The organism is Mesorhizobium australafricanum (assembly GCF_033977265.1).
GTDB classification, from domain to species: Bacteria; Pseudomonadota; Alphaproteobacteria; order Rhizobiales; family Rhizobiaceae; genus Mesorhizobium; species Mesorhizobium australafricanum.
In genome coordinates, this window is record NZ_JAVIIT010000005.1 from 361,093 (window position 1) to 384,636 (window position 23,544).

The 23,544-nt window shown below is 63.7% G+C and carries 23 protein-coding genes; 14 read left to right on the plus strand and 9 right to left on the minus strand.

What is annotated here, in order from left to right; all coding sequences use genetic code 11:
* The first annotated feature begins 35 nt into the window (after positions 1–35).
* Positions 36–968, plus strand: a complete 933-nt coding sequence (rocF, locus tag RFM98_RS13130; RefSeq protein ID WP_320309259.1) for an arginase — start codon at positions 36–38, stop codon at positions 966–968.
* A 2-nt stretch (positions 969–970) separates the two neighbouring features.
* Positions 971–2,029, plus strand: a complete 1,059-nt coding sequence (gene ocd, locus RFM98_RS13135; RefSeq protein WP_320309260.1) for an ornithine cyclodeaminase — start codon at positions 971–973, stop codon at positions 2,027–2,029.
* Positions 2,030–2,352: 323 nt separating this feature from the next.
* Here the strand turns inward: ocd and RFM98_RS13140 are convergent, their stop codons facing one another.
* The 5 genes from RFM98_RS13140 to RFM98_RS13160 all read right to left on the minus strand — a co-directional run bounded on the left by RFM98_RS13140 (position 2,353) and on the right by RFM98_RS13160 (position 7,275).
* Complete coding sequence (locus RFM98_RS13140) at positions 2,353–3,351, minus strand: LacI family DNA-binding transcriptional regulator (RefSeq protein WP_320309261.1); 999 nt, start codon at positions 3,349–3,351, stop codon at positions 2,353–2,355.
* A gap of 62 nt (positions 3,352–3,413) precedes the next feature.
* Entirely contained in the window at positions 3,414–4,430 is a 1,017-nt protein-coding gene (locus RFM98_RS13145) for an ABC transporter permease (RefSeq protein WP_320309262.1), read from the minus strand.
* Positions 4,427–5,929, minus strand: a complete 1,503-nt coding sequence (locus RFM98_RS13150) for a sugar ABC transporter ATP-binding protein (protein WP_320309263.1) — start codon at positions 5,927–5,929, stop codon at positions 4,427–4,429. The genes RFM98_RS13145 and RFM98_RS13150 overlap by 4 nt, the downstream gene beginning before the upstream one ends.
* A 134-nt stretch (positions 5,930–6,063) precedes the next feature.
* Entirely contained in the window at positions 6,064–7,029 is a 966-nt protein-coding gene (locus RFM98_RS13155) for a sugar ABC transporter substrate-binding protein (RefSeq protein ID WP_320309264.1), read from the minus strand.
* 72 nt (positions 7,030–7,101) lie between these two features.
* On the minus strand, positions 7,102–7,275 hold the full coding sequence (locus RFM98_RS13160; protein ID WP_320309265.1) for a hypothetical protein: 174 nt from the start codon (positions 7,273–7,275) through the stop codon (positions 7,102–7,104).
* Between the two features lie 192 nt (positions 7,276–7,467).
* On the opposite strand from RFM98_RS13160, the gene RFM98_RS13165 reads away from it, so the two are divergent.
* Entirely contained in the window at positions 7,468–8,160 is a 693-nt protein-coding gene (locus RFM98_RS13165) for a hypothetical protein (protein ID WP_320309266.1), read from the plus strand.
* Positions 8,157–8,576, plus strand: a complete 420-nt coding sequence (locus tag RFM98_RS13170) for a PIN-like domain-containing protein (protein WP_320309267.1) — start codon at positions 8,157–8,159, stop codon at positions 8,574–8,576. Before RFM98_RS13165 ends, RFM98_RS13170 begins: the two co-directional genes overlap by 4 nt.
* Positions 8,577–8,619: 43 nt before the next feature.
* On the opposite strand, the gene RFM98_RS13175 is transcribed toward RFM98_RS13170, so the two are convergent.
* Positions 8,620–9,639: an LLM class flavin-dependent oxidoreductase gene (locus RFM98_RS13175; protein WP_320309268.1), complete on the minus strand. Its 1,020-nt coding sequence runs from the start codon at positions 9,637–9,639 to the stop codon at positions 8,620–8,622.
* Between the two features lie 248 nt (positions 9,640–9,887).
* Between RFM98_RS13175 and RFM98_RS13180 the strand changes: the two genes are divergently transcribed.
* The gene (locus tag RFM98_RS13180) at positions 9,888–10,643 is read left to right on the plus strand and encodes a COG4280 domain-containing protein (protein ID WP_320309269.1); all 756 of its coding nucleotides are present in this window, start codon (positions 9,888–9,890) and stop codon (positions 10,641–10,643) included.
* Positions 10,640–10,855 carry a hypothetical protein gene (locus RFM98_RS13185; RefSeq protein ID WP_320309270.1) on the plus strand — a complete coding sequence of 72 codons (216 nt, stop codon included), beginning with the start codon at positions 10,640–10,642 and terminating at the stop codon, positions 10,853–10,855. Before RFM98_RS13180 ends, RFM98_RS13185 begins: the two co-directional genes overlap by 4 nt.
* Before the next feature lie 312 nt (positions 10,856–11,167).
* Here the strand turns inward: RFM98_RS13185 and RFM98_RS13190 are convergent, their stop codons facing one another.
* Positions 11,168–11,800, minus strand: a complete 633-nt coding sequence (locus tag RFM98_RS13190; protein WP_320309271.1) for a methyltransferase family protein — start codon at positions 11,798–11,800, stop codon at positions 11,168–11,170.
* 201 nt (positions 11,801–12,001) lie between these two features.
* Between RFM98_RS13190 and RFM98_RS13195 the strand changes: the two genes are divergently transcribed.
* From RFM98_RS13195 to RFM98_RS13205, 3 genes are all read left to right on the plus strand, one after another.
* Positions 12,002–12,781, plus strand: coding sequence for a COG4705 family protein (locus RFM98_RS13195; RefSeq protein ID WP_320309272.1), 780 nt, complete (start codon positions 12,002–12,004; stop codon positions 12,779–12,781).
* A gap of 173 nt (positions 12,782–12,954) precedes the next feature.
* Positions 12,955–13,632 carry a winged helix-turn-helix domain-containing protein gene (locus RFM98_RS13200; protein ID WP_126063578.1) on the plus strand — a complete coding sequence of 226 codons (678 nt, stop codon included), beginning with the start codon at positions 12,955–12,957 and terminating at the stop codon, positions 13,630–13,632.
* 45 nt (positions 13,633–13,677) lie between these two features.
* A complete protein-coding gene (locus tag RFM98_RS13205; RefSeq protein WP_320309273.1) occupies positions 13,678–15,057 on the plus strand; it encodes a sensor histidine kinase in 1,380 nt (459 codons plus the stop codon).
* Positions 15,058–15,376: 319 nt separating this feature from the next.
* Here RFM98_RS13205 and RFM98_RS13210 read toward each other — a convergent pair whose 3' ends face one another.
* Complete coding sequence (locus tag RFM98_RS13210; protein ID WP_320309292.1) at positions 15,377–16,246, minus strand: helix-turn-helix domain-containing protein; 870 nt, start codon at positions 16,244–16,246, stop codon at positions 15,377–15,379.
* Positions 16,247–16,352: 106 nt separating this feature from the next.
* Here RFM98_RS13210 and RFM98_RS13215 point away from each other — a divergent pair, with 106 nt between their 5' ends.
* The 5 genes from RFM98_RS13215 (at position 16,353) to RFM98_RS13235 (ending at position 22,685) form a co-directional block, all read left to right on the plus strand.
* Complete coding sequence (locus RFM98_RS13215) at positions 16,353–17,621, plus strand: extracellular solute-binding protein (protein ID WP_320309274.1); 1,269 nt, start codon at positions 16,353–16,355, stop codon at positions 17,619–17,621.
* A gap of 182 nt (positions 17,622–17,803) precedes the next feature.
* Positions 17,804–18,664: a carbohydrate ABC transporter permease gene (locus tag RFM98_RS13220; protein ID WP_320309275.1), complete on the plus strand. Its 861-nt coding sequence runs from the start codon at positions 17,804–17,806 to the stop codon at positions 18,662–18,664.
* A complete protein-coding gene (locus tag RFM98_RS13225) occupies positions 18,661–19,497 on the plus strand; it encodes a carbohydrate ABC transporter permease (RefSeq protein ID WP_320309276.1) in 837 nt (278 codons plus the stop codon). The genes RFM98_RS13220 and RFM98_RS13225 overlap by 4 nt, the downstream gene beginning before the upstream one ends.
* A gap of 10 nt (positions 19,498–19,507) precedes the next feature.
* Entirely contained in the window at positions 19,508–20,593 is a 1,086-nt protein-coding gene (locus RFM98_RS13230) for an ABC transporter ATP-binding protein (RefSeq protein WP_320309277.1), read from the plus strand.
* A gap of 58 nt (positions 20,594–20,651) precedes the next feature.
* Positions 20,652–22,685: an aldo/keto reductase gene (locus tag RFM98_RS13235; protein WP_320309278.1), complete on the plus strand. Its 2,034-nt coding sequence runs from the start codon at positions 20,652–20,654 to the stop codon at positions 22,683–22,685.
* Positions 22,686–22,883: 198 nt separating this feature from the next.
* Here the strand turns inward: RFM98_RS13235 and RFM98_RS13240 are convergent, their stop codons facing one another.
* Positions 22,884–23,171, minus strand: a complete 288-nt coding sequence (locus tag RFM98_RS13240; RefSeq protein WP_320309279.1) for a GIY-YIG nuclease family protein — start codon at positions 23,169–23,171, stop codon at positions 22,884–22,886.
* Between the last annotated feature and the right edge of the window lie 373 nt (positions 23,172–23,544).

Here is a 23,544-nt window from a genome sequence, read left to right on the forward strand (position 1 = left end):
CCAATCTCGCAATATTCATTAGGGCCAAAAGAATCATGCGCTGCAGGATCGTCGGCGCGCCGGTACAGGACGGCGCGGGCAGGATGGGATGTGAAATGGGGCCGAGCGCGCTGCGCACGGCGGGGCTGGTCTCGGTGCTGGCCGAGCTGGGCCATGAGGTCGAGGACTGGGGCGCGGTCGAAAAGGCCGTGGCACGCCCGGTGGTGCATGGCAACCTCGCGCTTAAGGCGCTGCCGGAGATTTCCGCCTGGACGGCGGCGATCGCCGAGACCGCCTATGCGGCCTCGAAGGAGGCCATGCCGATCTTCCTCGGGGGCGACCATTCGATCTCCGCCGGCACCGTGTCCGGCGTGGCGCGCCACGCCGCCGAGCGCCGTCGGCCGCTCTTTGTGCTGTGGCTCGACGCGCATCCGGATTTCCACACGCTCGACACCACCACCAGCGGCAACCTGCATGGCGTGCCGCTCGCCTATGCCAGCGGGCAGGCGAGTTTCAAAGGCTATTTCCCGGATCTGCCTGAAGCCGTCGACCCGGCCCGCATCTGCGCCATCGGCCTGCGCAGCGTCGACCCGGCCGAGCGCCGCGCGCTTACAGAAGCGGGCGTCACCGTGCATGACATGCGCGCCATCGACGAGCATGGGATCGCGCCCTTGCTGCGCGCCTTCCTGGCCCGCGTCGAGAAGGAGAACGGCCTGCTCCATGTCAGCCTCGACGTCGATTTCCTCGACCCTTCGATCGCGCCGGCCGTCGGCACCACCGTGCCCGGGGGCGCCACTTTCCGCGAGGCGCATCTGGTGATGGAGATGCTGTCCGACTCAGGCCTGGTTTCCAGCCTCGACCTTGTCGAGCTGAACCCGTTCCTCGACGAGCGCGGCCGCACCGCAACCTTGATGGTCGACCTCACCGCCAGCCTGATGGGCCGCCGCATCATGGACCGCCCGACCCGCAGCCATTCCGGGAGCCTCTGACCATGACCCAGCCTTCGCGCCTCGCCATCGTCCCCTTCGTCAGCGTCGACCGCATGATGAAGCTGGTTCTCGCCATCGGCATCGAGCGCTTCCTCACCGAGCTCGCCGCCTTTATCGAGGAGGATTTCCGCCGCTGGGAGCTGTTCGACAAGACGCCGCGCATCGCATCGCACAGCCATGACGGCGTCATCGAGCTGATGCCGACCAGCGACGGCAAGATGTACGGCTTCAAATATGTCAACGGCCATCCGAAGAACATGCGCGAGGGCCGCCAGACGGTCACCGCCTTCGGCGTGCTGGCCGATGTCGGCTCCGGCTATCCGATGCTGCTCACCGAAATGACGATCCTGACAGCGCTGCGCACCGCGGCCACTTCCGCCGTCGCGGCAAAATACCTGGCGCCCAAGGGCAGCCAAGCCATGGCCATCATCGGCAACGGCGCCCAGTCCGAATTCCAGGCCATCGCCTTCAAGGCGCTCACCGGCATCGACCGGCTGCGGCTTTACGACATCGACCGCTCCGCTTCGGAGAAATGCGCGCGCAACCTGGCGGCCAAGGGTTTCGACATCACCATCTGCGCGACCGGGCAGGATGCGGTGGAAGGCGTCGACATCATCACCACGGTGACGGCCGACAAGCAGTACGCCACCATCTTGACCGACAACATGGTCGGCTCCGGCGTCCACATCAACGCGGTCGGCGGCGACTGCCCTGGCAAGACCGAGCTGCATCGCGACATCCTGCTGCGCTCCGACATCTTCGTCGAGTTTCCGCCGCAGACGCGCATCGAGGGCGAGATCCAGCAGCTCGACGCCGACCATCCGGTGACCGAGCTGTGGCAGGTGATGACCGGGAAGGCTGAGGGCCGCACGGCGCCCGAGCAGATCACGCTGTTCGATTCCGTCGGCTTCGCGACGGAGGATTTTTCAGCGCTGCGCTATGTCCGCGACCAGCTCCAGGCCACCGGCCTCTACGAGGAGCTCGACCTGCTCGCCGACCCCGATGAGCCGCGCGACCTGTTCGGCATGCTGCTGAGAGCCGCGATGCAGCCGGCGGCGTAGAGCCTTCCCTTCTCCCCGTTACACGGGGAGAAGGTGCCCGAAGGGCGGATGAGGGGCAGCGCCAGCGGTCGAAGATGAGCGCGTTGCGGCCTCCTAGGATGGCTTTTGAAGGCAATCCTCGCAGCCTCGGCGCCGCCCCTCATTGCCCTGCCGGGCATTTCTCCCCGTAGAACGGGGAGAAAGATGCTGGCATCGGCGCTTTCGCCAATCACAGACGTTGCAGGATGGGCGGCGAGGCGGCGGCCAGCCCTGTTCTCCCCCGTTCACGGGGAGAAGATGCCGGCAGGCAGATGAGGGGCCAGCGCCAGCGTCGACAAACACGGCTAACGTAAAGCCGCGCAGCTTTCCCTCTCCACCAGCACCGGCGCCAGCACCTCGCGGCGTGAGGGCGCTTCCGGCTCGCCGAGGCGCTCGAGCAGCAGGCTCACCGCCCGCGTCCCGATCTTTTCCACCGGCTGCGCGATCGTCGTCAGCGGCGGCCAGGTGGTGACGGCATAGGGGATGTCGTCGAAGCCGATCATCGACATGTCGTCGGGAACGTGCATGCCCCGCGAGCGCAGCAACGTCAGCGCGCCCATCGCCATCAAATCGTTGCAGGCAAACAGCGCGGTGATGCCCGGCGCCTGCGCCATCAGCTGCTCCATCGCCAGGCGGCCACCGGCGAAATGATAGTCGGAATCGACGATCGATGAAGCCGGCAGCTCGATGCCGGCCTCGCCAAGCGCGCGCGCGAAGCCGCGCAGGCGGGCCGGGCTGGAGCTCGAATCGCGCGGGCCGCCGATGACGCCGATCTTTCGATGCCCGAGCCCGGTCAGGTATTTGCCGGCGAGATAGCCGCCATGGTTATGGTCGACCAGCACCGAATCGACATTGACCGACTGGATCTCGCGGTCGAGCAGCACCGCCGGCACACTGGGCAAGAGGCGGGCGAAGACCCGCGCATGGTCGGACGAGCCGGCGAAGATCAGCCCGTCGATCTGCTTGGCCATCAGCACCGAGAGATATCGCTCCTCCTTCTCGGCGCTGCCGTCGGAGTTGCAAAGGATCACCGTGTAACCGGAGACGAAGCCGGCATCCTCGATCTGCCGTGCGACGCTGGCGAAGAACGGGTTGGAGTTGTCGGGCAGAAGCAGGCCGATCGTTTTGGTCTCGCCGCGCCTGAGACTCCGCGCCACCGAGTTCGGGCTGTAGCGCAGCGCCGTGATCGCGACGCGCACGCGCTCGGCCGTTTCCGGCTCGACATGGCGCGTATGGTTCATCACATGCGAGACGGTGGCGACGGACACCCCCGCATAGCGCGCGACATCGGCAATCGTCGTCATGGCCCTGGTCCCCGACTGCTCCTACATTTTCCTCGCAACGCCGGGCGTTTTCCCGCAAAGGCTCAGCGAATCTTGCGCAACAGCCTCTCCCGGTACGCGTCTAGGATGACCGCGAGCACGATGACAAGGCCGATTACGATCGGTTTGAAATTGTCGCCGACGCCGAGCAGCTGCAATCCGGTGCTGAGCACCTGCAGGATGCAGGCGCCGACCAGCGTGCCGATGATCGAGCCCTTGCCGCCGCTGAGGCTGGTGCCGCCGATGATGACGGCGGCGATGGCGTTGAGCTCGTAGCCGACGCCGGCGATCGGGCTGCCGATGTTGAGGCGCAAGAGATAGACCATGGCCGCGATGCCGGCGGTCAGCCCGCTGATGGTGAAGGCGGCGACCTTGTAGAAATCCGGATTGTGGCCCGACAGCCGCACCGCTTCGTCATTGGTGCCGACGGCGAAGATCATGCGGCCGAAAACGGTGAAGCGCAGCACGAACCAGCCGGCCGCGATCACCAGCACCGCCACCAGGAAGATCGACGGCAGGAACCCGCCGATGATGAGGTTGCCGAAATCGACGAAGCTTTGCGGCAGGCCGGTGATGGTGGAATTGTCGCTGACGACGCGGGCGGCACCCGCGGCCATGTTGAGCATGCCGAGCGTGACGATGAAGGAAGGGATCTTCCAGCGCGTCGAGATCCAGCCGTTGAGGAAGCCGCAGGCAGCACCGGTCGCCATGCAGGCGAGCAGCGCGAGCGTGATTGCCGCGGCGGGCGACAGGCTCTCATTGATCATGACGGTGGCGCCAACCACGGTGCACAGCGCCAGCACCGAACCGACGGAAAGGTCGATGCCGCCGGTGAGGATGACGAAGGTCATGCCTGCCGCGAGCACCGTGTTGATGGCGATCTGCACGAAGATCTTCAGCGCATTGCCGGAGGTGGCGAAGTAAGGCGCGCTGACCGAGAAGAACAGCGTTATCAGCACCAGCGCCAGCAGCACGCCGGCATCGCGCACGAGGAAACGCAGGAACTTCGCCCTGCCGGGGGAAACAGGCGCGGAAACGATCGCTTCGGACGTCTCGCTCATGGTCGCACATACTCCTGATAGGCGAGCGACAGGATGCGCTCCTGGTCGAATTCGGCGCGCGGCACCTCGCCGACGATTTTGTTCCTGGAAAAAACGATGATGCGATGGCACATGCCCATCAGCTCGGGCAGGTCGGACGATACCATGATGATGCCCTTCTGCTGCGCCGCCAGCATCCAGAGCAATTGGTAGATCTCGCGCCGCGCGCCGATATCGACACCGCGCGTCGGCTCGTCGAGGATCAGCGTCGAGGTGCCGCGGAACAGCCACTTGGCCAAAACCACCTTCTGCTGGTTGCCGCCGGAGAGGTTGCGCACCGCCTGCTCGATAGAGCTTGCCTTGACGCGCAGCTGGCCGACGAGATCGTTCGCTGCCGCACTCTCGGCGCGGCGGTTGAGCAGCCCGTTGCGCGAAACCTTGCCCAGATCGGTGATGGTGATGTTCTTGTCGACGGCCAAGTCGAGCAGCAGGCCCTGGCCCTTGCGGTCCTCGGTGAGGAGGCTCAAGCCGTGTCGCACCGCGTCCTTGGGCGCGGCGATCGCCACCGGCTTGCCGTCGATCTCGACGACGCCGTCGAGCTTGGGATCGGCGCCGAACAGGGCCCGCATGGCCTCGGTCCGCCCGCTGCCGACCAGGCCGGCGACGCCGAGGATCTCGCCATGGCGCACGGCGAAGGAAATTTCCGGGGTGGAAGCGTCGCGCTTCAGATTGGCGACGCTGAGCGCGACCTTGCCCGGCACGATCGAAGCGTCGAAGCCAAATTCGTCGGCGATGTCGCGGCCGATCATCATGCGCACCAGGTCGGGCACGGTGAGGCCCTTGAGATCGCGGGTCGCGACCAGCCGGCCGTTGCGCAAGACGGTCACCCGGTCGCCGATCCCGAACACTTCATGCAGCCTGTGCGAGATGTAGATGATGGTGACGCCCTTGGCCTTCAGCCGTTTGATGATGGCGAAGAGCCGTTCGATCTCCGGCGGCGTCAGCGTCGCCGTCGGCTCGTCGAGCACCAAAAGCTTGCCGTCGTAGCTCAGCGCCTTGGCGATCTCGACCAGCTGCATCTGCGCGACGCCGAGCGCCTCGACCCGCGTGCGCGGATCGATGTCGAGCCCGACTTCGTTCAGCAGCGCCACGGCGCGGCTGTTGAGCGCCTTGCGGTCGACGATGCCGAAGGCGCGCCGCGGCAGGCTTTCCAGCATCAGATTCTCGGCGATGCTGAGATAGGGCAGGAGGTTGAGTTCCTGATGCACGATGCGGATGCCGCTCTGCTGCGCGTCATGCGGCGTTTTCGGCCGATAGGGCTGGCCGTTGAAGGCGATCGTGCCTGAGTCCGGCTGGTAGATGCCGGCGAGCAGCTTGATCAGCGTCGACTTGCCGGCGCCATTCTCGCCCAGGATGATGTGCGTTTCGCCGCGCGCGATCGACAGCGACACGTCGTTCAGCGCGACGGCGCCGGGAAAGATCTTTCCGACCCCTTCAAGGGAAAGGATAGCAACGTCCATTTGAGCGGAATCCCGAAATTGCGCTCTTCCGCCCCGCGGGCGGTACGAGCGCGCCGTCATCGCCGCCGGCACTTGCCGGCGGCGATGATGAGACTAGCCAACGCCGGAAGGGAGTGCCGGCGCCCTGGCTCGCCTCAGGCAGTGATCAGCTTGACATCGGTCTTGACCCAGCCGGAGAATTTCTCGCCGGCAAGCTCGCGCAGGCCGTAGTCGATGCCCATCGCCGCCATCTTCGCGCCATACTGCTCGACGGTGGCGAGCATCTTGCCTTCCTTGAGCAACGGACCGACCGCCGGGATGTTGTCGAAACCGACGACCTTGATCTGGCCGGACTTGCCGGCCGCGTCGATCGCCTTGACGACGCCGAGCGCCATCGAGTCATTGGCTGCCATCACGCCCTGGATGTCGGGATGCTGGGTGAGGAAGTTGGTCATCAGCGTGTTGGCTTCCTCGGTCTCCCAATGCGCGGTCTTGGAGTCGAGCAGCTTCAGCTTGTACTCCTTCACCGAATCGTCGAAGCCGAGCTTGCGCTGCTTGGCATTGTCGGCCTCGGGATTGCCCTCGAGGATGACGACCTTGCCGCCCTTGCCCAGCGCCTTGCCGAGCGCGTCGCCGGCGAGCTTGGCGCCCGCACGGTTGTCCGGACCGAAGAAGGCGAGGTCGATGCCGGCCTTCTTCTTGGCTTTCTCGTCGAGCGCGACGTCGATGTTGATGACCTTGATGCCGGCCTTCAGCGCCTTGGCGATCGGCGTGACCATGGCCTTCGAGTCGGCCGGCGCCACGACGATGATGTTGTAGTTCTGGGTGATGAAGTTCTCGATCGCGTCGACCTGGGCGGCGAAGTCGCGCTCGTCCTTCATGCCGACGGCGGCGAAATCGAACTTGTCCTTGTTCTTGGCCGCATAGTCCTCGGCACCCGCCTGCATCTGCTTGAAGAACTCGTTGGCCAGCGACTTCATCACCAGGCCGACCTTCGGCTTGTCGGCGGCGAGAACCGGCCCGAGCGGCAGCGCCAGCGCCCCGGCGGCCAAAGCGCTGGTCTTCAGGAATTGACGACGCGAGAACGGGCCAAACCCGTGCGTATTCGAAATCTTGCTCATTAGTCTCCTCCACTTGATTGAGCCGTAATCGGTTACGTAACCGATTACGCGACAAACTAGGTTGCTATTTTATCAGATGTCAATATCGACGGTAAGGCAGCAGCGCGGCGCGGGCAGTGACAGTTCAATTGCCGGCTGTGTTGGCCCCTGAGCACCGGCATTCAGCCGGGTGCGCAACCACTTGGCGGAAAAATCGCTGAAGGCGCGCACGCGCGGATTGCCCCTCAGGTCCGGATGGGAAAGCACCCATAGGTCCGAAGCGAGTTCTTCGACGGTTTCGCCTGCGCGCGACAGCCGTCGCCCCGCGGTGGTTGGATTGAAGGTGAGCTCGTGAGGAACTCCCCAATGACCAATAGCTACATTGCGAATTCGGTCACAACTGGATGGCATATTGACAGGTGACAGAGACCCTGAATCAATGTGACCAAGGAGTTTCCATTGAACAATCTGATCGGAGTCGGAGTGTATACGCCTGCCGAAGCGGGAAGGCTTTTGCACATCCGCCCGGCAAAAATTTCCCGTTGGCTCCGAGGCCACAGGATCAAAAAACAGAATTATCCATCGTTATGGACGCCAGAAGTCAACTTAGGGGACGAGCACGTCTTCCTTGGATTTCGAGACCTGATGGAAGTGCGCGTCGCTGATGCATTCATTCGCGCGGGGGTGTCAGCGCAGCGGGTCAGAGCCGCAATAATTTTGGCGCGTGATGTTATTGGTCAGGAAAGGCCTCTCTCCACTAATCGTTTTCGGACCGATGGTCGTGAGATTTTTGTATCCGTGATCGAGACCGGCGAAGACGGTAAAGAAAGAGAGCGGCTACTGAACCTATTCAAGCGACAGTATGAGTTTAAGGGAATCATCGAACCGATCCTCAAAACAGTCGATTTTGGTGATGACGGTAATCCGCTTCTTTGGTGGCCCAGTGGGCGCCGGATGAACGTCGTCGTTGATCCATCGAGAGCCTTTGGCCAACCAATTGAAGCGGCCTCAAGCGTGCCCACCGTCATCCTAGCGGCAGCTGCGAGACAAGAAGGAGTTTCTGGTGCGGCTCGCGCGTATGCTGTGCCGGAAGCCGCCATAAGACGTGCCATCGAATTCGAGGCTTCCCTGGAGCACGGACTCGCGGCGTGAACGTCTTGTTTGACAACTGCACGGCTCCTCTTCTTGCTACGACCCTAGACGGCTTTGTCCACCACTACGGCCATAGAGCGTTTCACATCAAAGACGTGCCGGGCCTACCCAAAGGCCGACACTCAGCCGATATCGACTGGATCAGGCATCTTCAAAGGTCAGCCGACACTTGGATATTCATCTCAGGTGACGGGCGTGTGTTGAAGAACCCTGCCGAGCGTGCTGCTCTGCGCTCGGCCGGTCTTCATGGCTTCATTCTCGCACCGGCCTACCAAAAAACAGCAATGCACCAATTGGCCGGCACTCTCGTCTGGAAATGGCCAGAGATCGAGGCGGTCACCAATCTCGTCGCCGCGCCATCGATGCACGAGATCCCTATCAAGCGGATAAGCAAATTGCGTCCTCTTCCGCTTTAGGCGTGTCTGCATCGGGTGCAGATTCACTCAAGTATAGACGCCTTCACCGCCACCCCAGCGCCGGCGCGACGTGCTTCAGGATCGCTTCGATGACATGGGCGTTGTAGTCGACGCCGAGCTGGTTGGGCACGGTGAGCAGCAGCGTGTCGGCCTCGGCGATCGCCTGGTCTTCCTTGAGCTGCTCGATGAGCAAATCCGGCTCCGCGGCGTAGGTGCGGCCGAACACGGCGCGCTTTTCCGGCTCGATATAGCCGAAATGATCCTCGCCCTCGCTGCCGCCGAAATAGGCGCGGTCCATGTCGTTGACGATGGCAAAAATGCTGCGGCTCACCGACACGCGCGGCTCCCTGGCGTGGCCGGCCTCCTTCCAGGCGGCGCGGTAGGCGCGGATTTGCTCGGCCTGCTGGATGTGTAGCGGCTGGCCGCCTTCGTCGAATTTCAGCGTTGAGCTCTGCAGGTTCATGCCGAGCTTGGCCGCCCATACGGCGGTGGCGTTGGTGGCCGCGCCCCACCAGATGCGCTCGCGCAAGCCGGCCGAGAACGGCTCGAGCCTGAGCAGGCCGGGCGGATTGGGAAACATCGGCCGGGGATTGGGCTGGGCAAAGCCTTCGCCACGCAACAGGTCGAGGAAGATCTCGGCGTGGCGGCGCGCCATGTCGGCGTCGCTCTTGCCCTCTTCCGGCACGTAGCCGAAATAGCGCCAGCCATCGATCACCTGCTCGGGCGAGCCGCGGCTGATCCCCAATTGCAAACGTCCGCCGGCAATCAGGTCGGCGGAGCCGGCATCCTCGGCCATGTAGAGCGGGTTCTCGTAACGCATGTCGATGACGGCGGTGCCGAGTTCGATATGCTTGGTCTTGGCGCCGGCCGCCGCCAGCAGCGGGAAGGGCGAGCCGAGCTGCCGGGCAAAATGGTGGACGCGGTAATAGGCGCCGTCGGCGCCGAGCTCCTCGGCCGCGACCGCGAGGTCGATCGACTGCAGGAGCGCGTCGGCGCCCGAGCGCGTGCCCGATTGCGGCGAGGGCGACCAATGCCCGAACGACAGAAACCCGATCTTCTTCATGTGCTCCGTTCCTGCTGGAGCAGCCCATCGGCCGCTCAAACCCCTTGTTGCTCCAGCAGATAGCCAGGGCAGTGCCGCGATACAACGGACACCGAACGGATACAGACCGTCAATGAGTTCTTCGAGATGCCCCGGCTCCGGCGCCGTCCCGCGCCATGCGAAACCGGATAAGCTCATCTCCGCATTCTCGCCGTCGCCAGAGCGCTGTATCGTTTCCGCCGATCGATGATTCCCTGGACGGAGCCTTCATGCATGGCCTGACACCCATACTTTCCACCGTGACGGCCTCTTTCCTGGCGTCCTTCGTCGAAGTCGTCGAGGCCTTCACCATCGTGCTTGCCGTCGGCGTGACGCGCAGCTGGCGCCCGGCGCTGACGGGTGCTGCCCTGGCGCTCGTCCTGCTGGCGGCGCTGGTGCTCATTTTCGGACCGCTGCTGGCGCTCGTTCCCATTACCGTCCTGCAATTCGTGGTCGGCGTGCTCTTGATCCTGTTCGGCATGCGCTGGCTGAGGAAGGCGATCCTGCGCAGCGTCGGCGTGATCGCGCTGCATGACGAGGAGCAGGCCTTTTCCAAGGAGACGGCGGCCTTGCGGCGGCAGGCCGACGACCGCCGCGCCGACTATCTGGCGGCCGTCGCGTCGTTCAAGGCGGTGCTGCTCGAGGGTGTCGAGGTGGTGTTCATCGTCATTGCCGTCGGCGCCGCGCACGGACAGACGCTCTATGCCGGCCTCGGCGCGCTGGCGGCCTTCGTGCTGGTGATGCTGATCGGGCTCGCCGTGCATCGGCCTTTGGCGCGCGTGCCCGAGAATTCGCTGAAATTCGTCGTCGGGCTGATGCTGACCAGCTTCGGCGTGTTCTGGACCGGCGAAGGCCTCGGCGCCGAGTGGCCGGGCGCCGATCTCGCCCTGCTCGCCATCTTCGCCATCATTGCCGCGGCTTCCTTCGCAATCGTGCGCTGGCTGCGCAGCGCTTATCCGGCAGCCGCCGAAGGAGTTGCCCGATGACCATGATGCGTCTTGTGTTCAAGGAGCTCGTCGGCATGTTCGTCGACGATGGCAATCTTGCGCTGCTGGCGCTGATCCTGATTGCGCTGATCACCGCTGCGGTGAAGTTCCTGGGGCTGCCGCCGCTCATCGGCGGCTTCCTGCTTCTCGCCGGCTGCCTGGCAATTCTTCTGGAGAGCGCGCGCCGTGCCGCGCGCGGGAGAGTGCGCTGATTTTGAAAGGTTGCCGTTTGTCGACGGGCTCGTTCGTTTCCGTGAAATCAGCGCAAACGCTGGAGATTGGCGGAAGCCTCTCAAACTCGTCATCCACGGGCGGAGCGACGCGAAGCGGAGCGCAGACCCGAGGATCCATTCCGGGACCTTGGTCGAGGAATGCAGCGGAGCAGAATTCTGCACCGTTGTGACGCTTCGAAGTGGTCTGCGCGCGTCGCCTCGCTCCTTGCTCCGCCATAGAATGACGACATAACAAGCGCTTCGGCCAATCTCCAAGCCTGTCAACGCAGACAAAGCCGCTGTATCGGGAAACTAGTAAACCGTGAACAGTGTCGGCAGGTGGCCGCTCAGGCGGAAATACTCGACCGCCTCGATGACCGGAAACAGCGCCAGGAAATAAAGCCCGTCGCGGAACGTTCTTCTCAAGGCGCTCGTCGAAAACAGCCACTGGTCCTCATCGCGGTAAAGCAGCGGGTTTGGCCAGAAGCGCGGCGTGCGTTCGGCATAGGCCACATGGACGGCGCCGAACTTGCCGGCGAGGTACTCTGCCTCCTTGCGCGCGGTGAACCGGAAGACGAGGAAGCTGGCCAGACCGAGCATCGCGGCCGCAAGCGCCGAGCCGAACATCAGCCCGATACCGGCCGCGCCGACGGTCGAGAAGAAATAGAGAGGATTCTGGGTCATCGAGAACGGGCCGGATACGACCAGCTCGTCGTTCTTCCTGCCGCCGACGAAGAGGATGCTCCACAGGCGGCCAAGGAAGCAGGTCAGCACCATCACAAAGCCGATCGTCTCGACGACTTCGTGCCCGTTCGAGCCGTCGGCCAGAGCCGGCTTGCTGAACAGAAGCAGGATGACGGCGAGCACGGCGGCCACCTGCACGACGATCAGGCGCTTGTGCTGGTCGAACGCTTTCGGCGCCGATTTGAGGGAAATGTAGGCCATTCTTCTTATCGCTCCGGCGCCGACGGGCACGCCAGGCTTCTGTAACCCTTCTGCCGGAAGATGACGAGGGCCGGCGGATGTTTTTGGCCGACCTTACGAATTTGTAAGCGCGCGGACAGGCTGCGGTGAATTTGGTCTGTCTAACGTGGCAGTCGTCGCCACCTGGAATTCGAGGCGGCTCGTACGAACAACGGACCCGCCATGATCTCCCAAGCCGACAATCCCGAATTGAACCGGGTCCCGGACGTCACCATCGATTTCTGGCTGATCAAGATCATGGCGGTGACCATGGGCGAGACGGCGGCCGACTATCTCGCCGTCAATCTCGGCCTCGGCCTCACCATTACGTCGCTCATCATGACAGGGGTTCTGACTATCGCGCTTGTCCTGCAATTCGCGCAGAAGCGCTACGTGCCCTGGGCCTACTGGCTCGCCGTCGTCCTGATCAGCATTGTCGGCACTTTGGTCACCGACAACCTGGTCGACAATTTCGGCGTGCGGCTGGAGACGACGACGATCGTCTTCTCGGTCTCGCTGGCACTGACCTTCATGGCCTGGTACGCCAGCGAAAAGACGCTGTCGATCCACACCATCTTCACCACCAGGCGCGAGATCTTCTACTGGCTGGCGATCCTCTTCACCTTCTCGCTCGGCACGGCCGCCGGCGATCTGGTCGCCGAGCGCTTCGACATGGGCTATCTCACCACCGGCCTCATCTTTGGCGGCGTGATCGCCGCGATCACGCTTGCCTGGTCCTTCCTTGGCCTGAACGGCATCCTCGCCTTCTGGCTTGCCTATATCCTGACCCGGCCGCTCGGCGCCTCCTTCGGCGACCTGCTGTCGCAGCCGATCGAATATGGCGGCATGGGCTTCGGCACCACCGTCACCAGCCTGACCTTTCTCGGCTGCATCGTGGTCATCGTTCTCTATATGTCGCTGAAGAGGCTGATCGACGAAGACGAACAGGCCCTGCTCGACTAGGGCATGATGCCGAACGAGCGTGAAGCGGCTTTCGGTCGGGAGGCGCGTAAAAACCGATGGTTAGAGCGATCTCCGTCCCGAATTGCAAAACGAAGAAGTGCAGCCAGCCAAGAAAAAGCCGCAGCCGGTGCTACCATGCCGGCGAGGTTGAGGCGTAAGGACAGCCCGGGACGATGCGACTTCTGCTTGTTGAAGACGATCCAAGAACCGCCGACTATATCGTCAGGGGACTGACCGAGGCCGGCCATGTCTGCGATTTGCTGCGCGACGGTCATGACGGTCTGTTCGCCGCGACCCGCAACGCCTATGACGTGATCGTCGCCGACCGCATGGTTCCCGGCCTTGACGGCCTGTCGATGATCAAGGCGGTGCGCGCCGCCGGTATCCACACGCCGGCCATTTTCCTGACCTCGATCGGCGGCGTCGACGACCGCGTCGAGGGCCTGGAAGCGGGCGGCGACGACTATCTGGTCAAGCCCTTCGCCTTTTCCGAGCTGCTTGCCCGCATCCATGCGCTCGGCCGGCGGCCGGCGGCGCAGGAGCAGAAGACGGCTTTGCGCGTCGCCGACCTCGAAATGGACCTGATCCAGCGCCGCGTGACCAGGCAGGGCCAGCCGATCGACCTGCAGCCGCGCGAATTCAGCCTGCTCGAAGTGCTGATGCGCGGCGAAGGCCGCGTCATCACCCGCACCATGCTCCTGGAGCGCGTCTGGGATTTTCATTTCGACCCCAAGACCAGCGTCGTCGAGACGCATATCAGCCGGCTGAGGGCCAAGGTCGACAGGCCGTTCGACGTGCCGCTGATCCACACCGTGCGCAACACCGGCTACAGCCTGCATGTTCCGGCCTGATCTTCCGTCCGGAGTTGCGGTGCAACCAACCGCGTTCGCGATCACATGAGCGGGCCGCGCCCAAGCCTCGCGCGCAGCACGCCGTTCCGGCTGGCCCTGACCTTTGCCTTCCTGTTCGTGCTTGCCTTCATCCTCTCCGGCGCGATCGTCTATCAGCTGATGAGCAACGATCTGGCGAGGCGGCTGGATGAATCGATCAAGGAGACCTATTCGGTCGTCGCGGTGACTTATGCCAAGAACGACCAGGAAGACCTGATCGCCACCATCACCGACCATGTGCAGCTCGACACCGACAAGGACCAGCTCTTCTCGCTGACGGATCAGAACGGCAACCGCCTGGCAGGCAATTTCACCGCCTCCGATCTTCCCGACGGCTTTTCCATGTTTGCGGTGCGGCTGCCCGGCGTGCCGCCCGACACAATGTACCGCGCCTATACGGGCGAGGTCGGCGACAACAATCTGACGGTCGCCTTCTCGATGTCCGAAACGCAGGAGCTGGAGACCATCGTGCTGATGAGCTTCGGCTGGGGCACGCTCTTCATCACCGGCCTCGCGATCGCCGGCGGCGCGCTGCTTGCCTCGCGCGTCCAGCGGCGTTTGGATGGCATCGCCAGCACCATGGTCGACGTCTCGCATGGGCGGCTCGACGCGCGCATTCAGCTGATCGGCAATGGCGACGACATCGACGCCGTCTCCGGCCAGGTGAATGCCGCGCTCGACCGCCTGTCGGCGCTGGTCGACGGCATGCGCGAAGTGAGCGCCAACATCGCCCATGATCTCAAGACGCCGCTCAACCGGCTGCAGATGATCCTGGAATCCGCCGCCGACAAGACGGTGTCGGGCGAGGATGTCTCCGCCGAGCTGACCGACGCCCGCACTGAGAGCCAGCAGATCAACAGCACGTTCGACGCCTTGCTTCGTATTGCTCAGATCGAAGCCGGCGCCCGCAAGGCGCGCTTCGTCGATCTCGATGTCGGCCCGGTGGTCGAGACCATCGGCGACGTCTATGCCGATGTCGCCGAGGATGACGGCAAGTCCCTGTCCACAACGGTCGTTCCGGATACGAAATGTCACATTCACGGCGACCGGGACCTGCTGATGCAGATGCTCGCCAATCTCGTCGAGAACGCGCTCAGGCATTGCCCGCCTGGCACCGCGATCGAGCTCTCGGTCACCAGGGAAGGCAGCCATGTCCTCATTCATGTCCGCGACAATGGCCCGGGCATTCCGGCCGAGGAGCGCGAAAAAGTGTTCCGTCGGCTCTACCGGCTGGACGCGAGCCGCACGACGCCGGGCAGCGGCCTGGGCTTGAGCCTGGTCAAGGCGGTGGCCGACCTGCATGGCGCCGCCATAACGCTCGAGGATCGCAATCCGGGCCTGGGCGTGACCGTCAGCCTTCCGGCCGTGCGAGCTCCGGTGGCCTGAGGCTGTATCCGACACGGGGATTTTGAAAGGTTGCGGCCAACCCAACGTCGTCATTCTAGGGCGGAGCAAGGAGCGGAGCGACGCGCGCAGACCCTAGAATCCATGCCGTGACGTTAAGGCGTTGCGGCGGTCACAGAATATTCTGCACCGTTGCGCTTTCCGGCAGAGGCCACGGCATGGATTCTAGGGTCTACGCGGTACGCTTCGCTTCCCGCTCCGCCCTAGAATGACGACGGGGTGGACGTTTCGGCCAATCTCGAAGGCATGCAATGCCAATGCACAACATAGCCGACGGATCAAAGTCCCAGTGCTGGGGAATCTACCGCGCGGCGCCCGACCGGCGGAAATCGGAAGGCGACATGCCGGCGAGCTTGCGGAACGACTTGTTGAAGGCGCTGAGCGAGCCGAAGCCCGATTCCATGGCGACCCTCAGCACATTGGCATTCTCATGCATCAACAGCGCCTGCGCGTAGCTCAGGCGCAGGAGATTGACATATTCGTTGAGCGTCATGCCGGTCGATTTCTTGAACAGGCTCATCGCGTATTTGGGATGGATGTCCGCGGCCGAGGCAATGCTCACGCAGTCGATGTCGTAGAGGAAATTCTCGGCGATGAAATCGCACATGCGCCCGACATTACGCGAGGATTGCTGGTCGAATCGATTGCCTGCCCCTTGCCCGGCCGCGGCTCCCGGCACAAGGCGGTAGGGCTCGAAGCGCACCCGCTCGAGCCGAAGCAGCAGCTCGCTCACGGCGTGCTCGGTCCTGGCTGGATCGCCCGAGCGCGCATATTCGTTCCAGCGCTTGAAATTGTCGTTGTCCGACTGGTCGGTCGCGTTGGTCACCAGCGTCGCGCCGGTCATCAGCCGATGGCGTATGTCGGCCGGCAGATGCAGGCGGAAGAAATGCACCAGCGGCAGATGCGCGCCCGCATAGACGGCGTCGTCGGAAAGGTCGTCCATCTGGTGCGGCAGGCCGCCCCAGAACAGGCACATCTCGCCGGCCGACAGTGAAATCTCGTGCTCGGCCATGCGGTAATGCACGCGGCCCTGCACGATGAAGTTCACCTCGACCTGGGCGTGCCAGTGCGGCTTCAGCATCACCAACGGGTGGTTGTGGAACATCTGCAGCATGAGCGGCAGTCCTTCGACGCTGCTCGCTCCGGGCTGGTAGAACGGACGCCCCGACACCTTACTTTCCGCCAACTTCTTATTCCCTCTGACGGGGACAAGCCTTCCGCGCCGCATAGTCTAGCCACGCTCACAGCGAGAGAGCAAATGAAATGGGAGGATTTCAATGCGCACTACACTGACCTGCGCCGCGCTTTTGCTTGCCCTGGGTTCAGGCCCGGCGCTGGCGCAGTCCGGCGAGATCACCATCTGGAGCTGGAACATCGCGGCTTCGTCGCTGAAGTCGACGGTCGAGGGCTTCAACAAGAAATATCCCGACATCAAGGTCACGGTTCAGGACCTCGGCAACCAGCCGACCTATGACAAATCGATCGCCGGCTGCGCCGCCGGCGGCGTCGGCCTGCCCGACATCGTCTCGATCGAGAACGGCGAGGCGGAAAACTACTGGAGCCAGTTCCCGGACTGCTTCGTCGACCTGCACACGCTGGGTTACACCGCCGAGGATCAGAAGAAATTCCCCGATTTCAAGCGCACCGAACTCGAAGTCGGCGACAAGGCCTATGCGATGCCCTGGGATTCCGGCCCCGTGGCCGTCTTCTATCGCCGCGACTTCTACGAGAAAGCCGGTGTCGACCCGGCCTCGATCAAGACCTGGGACGATTTCATCGCCGCGGGCAAGAAGATCCAGGAGACCAATCCCGGCGTCACCATGACCAATGCCGACTTCAACGGCGACACCGAATTCTTCCGCATGATCTCCAACGAGCAGGGCTGCGGCTATTTCGCCGAGGACGGCCAGTCGATCACCGTGGCCGAACCGAAATGCGTCGACGCCCTGACCAAGGTCAAGGAGATGAAGGACGCCGGCATCGTGTCGTCGGCCGACTGGTCGACCAAGATCACCAACAACACCGCCGGCACCGTCGCCAGCCAGGTCTATGGCGGCTGGTATGAAGGCACGATCCGCACCGAATCGCCGAAGGAGAGCGGCAAATGGGGCGTCTATCTGATGCCGAGCCTCACCGCCGACGGCCCGCGCGCCGCCAATCTCGGCGGCTCGTCCTTGGCCATCACCTCGGCCTCGAAGAACAAGGAAGCCGCTTACGCCTATCTGAAATACACGCTGGGGACCAATGAGGGCCAGATCACCATGCTGAAGGATTTCGGCCTGGTGCCGTCGCTGATCTCGGCGCTCGACGACCCTTATGTCGCGCAGGGGCAGCCCTATTGGGGCGGCCAGGCGGTCTGGAAGGACATCCTGGCCACGCTGCCCAAGGTGGTGCCGAGCCGCGGCACGCAGTTCCAGAGCGATGCAGAGATCATCCTGCGCGCCGTGCAGACCAAATATCTGGCCAATGGCTATCCCGACGCCAAGACCGCGCTCGACGATGCCGCCAAGCAGATCGCCGCCGCGACCGGCCTGCCGGTGAAGTGACGAGCCGCTTTCCCCTTCTCCCCTTGTGGGAGAAGGTGGATTGGCGCGCAGCGCCAAGACGGATGAGGGGTGCTCCAGCGGAGCGAGACGTCGGCTTTCCCTGGAACACCCCTCATCCGGCCGCTTCGCGGCCACCTTCTCCCGCAGGGGGAGAAGGGAAAGACAGAGAAAGGAGGAAGCCAATGCGCACCCAGAACGCCACCGCGTACCGCTTCCTCACGCCTTACCTCCTGATCTTCGCCATTTTCTGGATCTGGCCGATCATCTCGTCCTTCCTGATCTCCTTCCAGGCGACACGCACCGTGCCGTGGCGCTTCGCGCCGGCCTTCAACTGGGGCCGCCTGATCGGCGACCCGGCCTTCTACAATGCGCTGAAGAACACGCTGCTGATCCTCGTCATCCAGGTGCCGGTGATGATCTCGCTGGCGATCGTCATGGCGGTGCTTCTGAATTCGCCGCTGTTGAAGGCGCGCGGCCTCTACCGCTTCGCCTTCTTCGCCCCGGTCGTGGTCGGCGAGGTCGCCTATTCGGCCGTCTTCCGCCTGATGTTCAGCCTCGATTTCGGCATCATCAACAAGCTCTTGAACAGCGTCGGCCTGCCCAAGATCGACTGGTTCTCCGACGTCACGCCGGCCATGGCGCTGATCATGATCGCGGTGACCTGGCGCTGGGCGGGCTACAACGCCATCATCATCCTCGCCGGCCTGCAGTCGATTCCCGAGGACGTCTACGAGGCCGCGACGCTCGACCGCGTCTCCAAGGTGAGGCAGTTCTTCTACATCACCTTGCCGCTCTTGAAGCCGGTCATCGTTTTTTGCGCCGTGCTGTCGATCATCGGCACCATGCAGCTCTTCACCGAGCCGTTCCTGATCACCGAGCGCGGCGGGCCGGGCGGCGGCACCGAGACGCTTGGGCTGCTGCTCTACCGCCAGGGCTTCCGCTCGCTCAATTTCGGCTACGCCTCGGCCATCGCCTACACCATGGCGGGCCTGGCGATCGCCATCACCTTGGTGCAGCTCTGGCTGATGAGGGAGCCGAAATGAGCTCGCGTTCGCAAGCAAGGCTCGGGCGCAGCATTGCACTGCATCTTTTCCTGACGCCGCTGGCGCTGGTCTGGCTGTTTCCGCTGTGGATGATGGTGGTGTTTTCCACCATGCCCGACAACGGCATCTTCAGCCCGGGCATCGAGCTTCTGCCGCACGACAATTTCCTCGACAATGTCAACAATCTGCAGCGCGACACCAATTTCGTCGGCGCCATCGGCATCTCGGTCTCGGTGGCGGTGACCTACACCGTGCTTTCGGTGCTGCTCACCTCGATGGCCGGCTGGGCGCTGGCGCGCTACGAATTCCACGGCAAGGGCATCGTGGTGGCGATCATCTTCGGCACCATCACGCTACCCTACGCCGTGGTGCTCATCCCGCAATTCATCATGGTGGCGCGCGACTTCGCTTTGGCCAACACCTGGATCGCGCTGATCGTGCCGCCGCTGTTCAATTCGCTGGGCGTTCTCTTCATGCGCCAGGCCTTTTCGATGATGCCGGCAGAGCTGTTCGACGCGGCGCGCGTCGAGGGCGTCAAGGAATGGCGCATTTTCCTGTTCGTGGCGCTGCCGCTGGCCCGCCCGATGCTGGCGGCCCTGGCCATCATCCTCTTCCTCGCTTCGTGGAACAATTACCTCTGGCCGCTTCTCATCAACAGCCAGCCCGGCGCCATGACGGCGCCGGTGGCGCTCGGCACGCTGATCGGCCTCACCAAGGTGTCGTGGGGCGGCATCATGGCAGGCGCCGTGATGCTGACCGTACCCATGCTCGTCGTCTTCGTGCTCTTGCAGCGCCACTTCATCGCCGGCATCGCTGCCGGCGCCGTCAAATAGAAAGGACGCGATGGCCGCCGTCACGCTCACCAATGTCGTCAAGCGCTTCGGCATCTTCGAGGTCGTCCACGGCGCCAACATCGACATCGCCGACGGCGAGTTCGTCGTCTTCGTCGGCCCCTCCGGCTGCGGCAAGTCCACGCTGCTCAGGATGATCGCCGGGCTGGAGGACATAAGCGGCGGCGACATCGCCATCGGCGGCAAGGTGATGAACGATGTCGAGCCGGCCGACCGCGGCATCGCCATGGTGTTCCAGTCCTACGCGCTCTACCCGCACATGACCGTGGAGCAGAACCTTTCCTTCGGATTGCGGATGAACGGCAACCCGAAGGCCGACACGGATCGCCGGGTTAGCAAAGCCGCCGGGATCCTGCGCATCGACGAATTGATGCAGCGGCGCCCGAAGCAATTGTCCGGCGGCCAGCGCCAGCGCGTCGCCATCGGCCGCGCCATCGTGCGCGAGCCGCAGGTGTTCCTGTTCGACGAGCCGCTGTCGAACCTCGACGCGGAACTTCGGGTGCAAATGCGGGTCGAGATCTCGCGCCTGCACAAGGAGCTCGGCGTCACCATGATCTATGTGACGCACGACCAGACCGAGGCGATGACGTTGGCTGACCGCATCGTCGTGCTGAAGGCCGGCAATGTCGAGCAGATCGGCGCGCCGCTCGACCTCTATGACGACCCGGCCAACCGTTTCGTAGCCGGCTTCATCGGCTCGCCAAAGATGAATTTTCTCGGCGCCAAGGTCGTCGAGACGACGAACAGCGCCGCGATTATCGAGCTCGTCAATCATGGCGGCGCGCGGTTGCGCAAGCCGCTCTGCGAAGCTTTGCCGGCCGTTGGTGCCGAGGTCGTGCTCGGCGTCAGGCCGGAACATTTCCTCGAGGCCGGCGAGGGCGATTGCGACATTCCCGTCAAGGCCGACGTCGCCGAGCATCTGGGTTCCGTGAGCTACGTCTACGCCAACGCCGGACCCGAGGAACTGATCGTCGAGCGCGAGGCCTCGCGGCAGCGCGCCAGCGGCGACCATTTCACGGTTTCGATCAAGGCGGACCGCGCGCTGCTCTTCGACAAGACGGGCGCGAGGATCCGCTGACCCGCAAATTTTCTTTGCCGGCATGCCAGGCGTGGCGGCGACCCATGGAGAATTCGACATGACATCCTCATCCAAGAAAATCCGCTGGGGCATCCTCGGACCCGGCAGCATCGCGAAATCCTTTGCCGGCGGCGTGGCGCAGTCGCGCACCGGCGAGCTGGTGGCGCTCGGCGCCCGCAACCCTGCCAAGCCGGGTCTGGCGCAAGCGTTCCCGGGCGCGCGCATCCTCGACGGCTATGACGCGCTGCTTGCCGACAAGGACGTCGACGCCGTCTACATCTCTATCCCGCATCCCGGCCATGCCGAATGGGCGATCAAGGCCGCCGAGGCCGGCAAGCATGTGCTGTGCGAGAAGCCGCTGGCGCTGACCGCCTTCGAAGCCGACGCCATGATGCATGCGGCGCGCAAGGCCGGCACGTTTCTGGGCGAGGCCTTCATGTACCGGCTGCACCCGCAGACCCTGCAACTGGTCGAGCTGATCAAGTCGGGCGCGATCGGCGAGATCCGCATGATCAAGTCGAGCTTCGGCTTCGCCATGCCGGGTTTCATGCCCGACCACCGGCTCTATGCCAACGAGCTCGCCGGCGGCGGCATCCTCGATGTCGGCGGCTATCCCGTGTCGATGGCGCGGCTGATCGCGGGTGCTGCCGTGGGTCAGCCTTTCGTCGAGCCCGACAGGGTTGTCGGCGCCGCCCATCTCGGCCAGTCCGGCGTCGATGAATGGGCCTCGGCGCTGCTGCATTTCCCCGGCGGCATCGTCGCCGAAATCTCCTGCAGCATCTCGCTCAACCAGGACAATGTGCTGCGTATTCTCGGCACCAAGGGCCGCATCGAGGTGCCCGATTTCTGGTTCGCCGGTGGCGACCGCGATGTCGGACCGGGCCGGATCGAGGTGATCCGGTCCGGGGCCGCCCGCGAGGTGATCAGCCTCAACGAGACCCGCCACCTCTATTCCTTCGAGGTCGATGCCGCCGGCGAGGCAATCCTCGCCGGACGGCAGGAACTCGCCTGGCCGGGCATGGGCTGGGCCGACAGCCTCGGCACGCTGCGCGCGCTCGACAAATGGCGCGCCGCGGTCGGACTGGAATATGAGATCGAGAAGCCGGCTAAGCGCGTCAACACGCTCTCCGGCCGGCCGCTGCGCACGAACGGCACCGAAATCGGCAAGCGCGCCATCCCAGGCCTGCCGCGCTCAGTGTCGCTTCTGGCGCTCGGCTTCGAGGATTTCCGCACCTTTTCCTCCGGCTCGATCCTGCTCGACGCCTATTTCGAGGCCGGCGGCAATCTGTTCGACACCGGCTTTGTCTACGGCTCGGGTTACACCGAGACGCTGCTTGGCCAGTGGCTGAAAAATCGCCGCGTGCGCGAGCAATCGGTCATCATCGCCAAGGGCGCGCATTCGCCGCTCTGCTATCCCGATGTGATCGGCAAGCAGCTCGCCCAGTCGCTCGACCGGCTGCAGACCGACCATGTCGACATCTATTTCATGCATCGCGACAATCCGGACGTGCCGGTCGGCGAATTCGTCGACGCCATGGACCGGGAGGCCAAAGCCGGGCGCATTCGCGGCCTTTTCGGCGGCTCCAACTGGACGATGGAGCGCATGGACGCGGCCATTGCCTATGCCGAGAAGAACGGCAAGCAGAGGCCCGGCGCGCTTTCCAACAATTTCTCGCTGGCTGAGATGCTGGAGCCGATCTGGGCCGGCTGCGTCACCTCCTCCACCGATGCCTGGAAGGCCTGGCTGACGGCAAGGCAGATGCCGAACTTCGCCTGGTCGAGCCAGGGCCGCGGCTTCTTCACCGATCGCGCCGGCCGCGACCGGACCGACAACGAGGAGCTGGTGCGCGTCTGGTACTCGGAAAGGAATTTCGGCCGCCGCGACCGGGCGATCGAGCTGGCGAGGAAGCTCGGCAAGAGCCCGATCCACGTTGCGCTCGCCTATGTGCTGGCGCAGCCCTTCCCGTCAGTGCCGCTGATCGGCCCGCGCACGCTGGACGAGCTGGAAGACAGCCTCAAGGCGCTGAACATCAAGCTGACGCCGGAGGATGTGGCGTGGCTGGACCACGGGCCGGAAAGAAGGAGGGCGTAGGGTCGACGCTGGAGATTTGCGAAGGTCGCCGCGACGTCCAATCTCCCCCCTTGCGGGGGAGATGCCTGGCAAGGCAGAGGGGGGTGCCTCGCGCCGACCTGTCCTTCGTCATTCTAGGGCGGAGCAAGGAGCGAAGCGACGCGCGCAGACCCTAGAATCCATGCCGTGACGGTTGAGAGCCGCAACCGTGCAGAACGTTCACCAGCCAATCCCGCGAAAGAGCTCGAACCATTCCGGATTGGTCTTCTCGATCAGTTCAATCTTCCATTGCCGTGGCCAGCGCTTCAATGACGTCTCGCGCTGGATAGCATCGGTGATGTCGAAATACTCCTCGTACCAGACCAGACGCTGCACACCGTAACGGCTGGTGAAGCTGGAGCCTTGGCCGGACTTATGCTCGGGCATCCGACGCGCAAGGTCGTTGGTGACGCCGATACAGATCGTGCCGCCTTTCTGGCTCGCAGTCATGTAGACGTAGCCTGTCATGCTGCGATCTTACCTAGCGCTATTGCCAACGGCTATTCTGGACCGTTGCATTCTACGGCCTGCGTCACGGCATGGATTCTAGGGTCTGCGCGCGTCGCTTCGCTCCTTGCTCCGCCCTAGAATGACGATGGATATGTCGCAGCTTCACGCGCAAGGCCCCCCTCTGTCGCCTTCGGCGCCTTGCTCATTCCTGCAACATTGGAGATTGGCGAAGTCCCGTGTGACATCTGGTCTCCCCCTTGAGGGTAGGGCTATCGCATATGAGTAAAGAGCTCATAGAAGAAGTCTTTGCTCCAGTTGGCTCTGCGCATTTTGCTTGCGATAGGTTTGTCGAGGGGGTGAGCGGTCAAGATGTTTTGAGCGAGCCTGCGGA

Bases quoted from the DNA above. Each gene is read 5' to 3' on its own strand.
- rocF (WP_320309259.1), top strand. From the start codon at position 36: ATGCGCTGCAGGATCGTCGGCGCGCCGGTACAGGACGGCGCGGGCAGG.
- ocd (WP_320309260.1), top strand. From the start codon at position 971: ATGACCCAGCCTTCGCGCCTCGCCATCGTCCCCTTCGTCAGCGTCGAC.
- RFM98_RS13140 (WP_320309261.1), bottom strand. From the start codon at position 3,351: ATGACGACGATTGCCGATGTCGCGCGCTATGCGGGGGTGTCCGTCGCC.
- RFM98_RS13145 (WP_320309262.1), bottom strand. From the start codon at position 4,430: ATGAGCGAGACGTCCGAAGCGATCGTTTCCGCGCCTGTTTCCCCCGGC.
- RFM98_RS13150 (WP_320309263.1), bottom strand. From the start codon at position 5,929: ATGGACGTTGCTATCCTTTCCCTTGAAGGGGTCGGAAAGATCTTTCCC.
- RFM98_RS13155 (WP_320309264.1), bottom strand. From the start codon at position 7,029: ATGAGCAAGATTTCGAATACGCACGGGTTTGGCCCGTTCTCGCGTCGT.
- RFM98_RS13175 (WP_320309268.1), bottom strand. From the start codon at position 9,639: ATGAAGAAGATCGGGTTTCTGTCGTTCGGGCATTGGTCGCCCTCGCCG.
- RFM98_RS13180 (WP_320309269.1), top strand. From the start codon at position 9,888: ATGCATGGCCTGACACCCATACTTTCCACCGTGACGGCCTCTTTCCTG.
- RFM98_RS13185 (WP_320309270.1), top strand. From the start codon at position 10,640: ATGACCATGATGCGTCTTGTGTTCAAGGAGCTCGTCGGCATGTTCGTC.
- RFM98_RS13190 (WP_320309271.1), bottom strand. From the start codon at position 11,800: ATGGCCTACATTTCCCTCAAATCGGCGCCGAAAGCGTTCGACCAGCAC.
- RFM98_RS13195 (WP_320309272.1), top strand. From the start codon at position 12,002: ATGATCTCCCAAGCCGACAATCCCGAATTGAACCGGGTCCCGGACGTC.
- RFM98_RS13200 (WP_126063578.1), top strand. From the start codon at position 12,955: ATGCGACTTCTGCTTGTTGAAGACGATCCAAGAACCGCCGACTATATC.
- RFM98_RS13205 (WP_320309273.1), top strand. From the start codon at position 13,678: ATGAGCGGGCCGCGCCCAAGCCTCGCGCGCAGCACGCCGTTCCGGCTG.
- RFM98_RS13215 (WP_320309274.1), top strand. From the start codon at position 16,353: ATGCGCACTACACTGACCTGCGCCGCGCTTTTGCTTGCCCTGGGTTCA.
- RFM98_RS13220 (WP_320309275.1), top strand. From the start codon at position 17,804: ATGCGCACCCAGAACGCCACCGCGTACCGCTTCCTCACGCCTTACCTC.
- RFM98_RS13225 (WP_320309276.1), top strand. From the start codon at position 18,661: ATGAGCTCGCGTTCGCAAGCAAGGCTCGGGCGCAGCATTGCACTGCAT.
- RFM98_RS13230 (WP_320309277.1), top strand. From the start codon at position 19,508: ATGGCCGCCGTCACGCTCACCAATGTCGTCAAGCGCTTCGGCATCTTC.
- RFM98_RS13235 (WP_320309278.1), top strand. From the start codon at position 20,652: ATGACATCCTCATCCAAGAAAATCCGCTGGGGCATCCTCGGACCCGGC.
- RFM98_RS13240 (WP_320309279.1), bottom strand. From the start codon at position 23,171: ATGACAGGCTACGTCTACATGACTGCGAGCCAGAAAGGCGGCACGATC.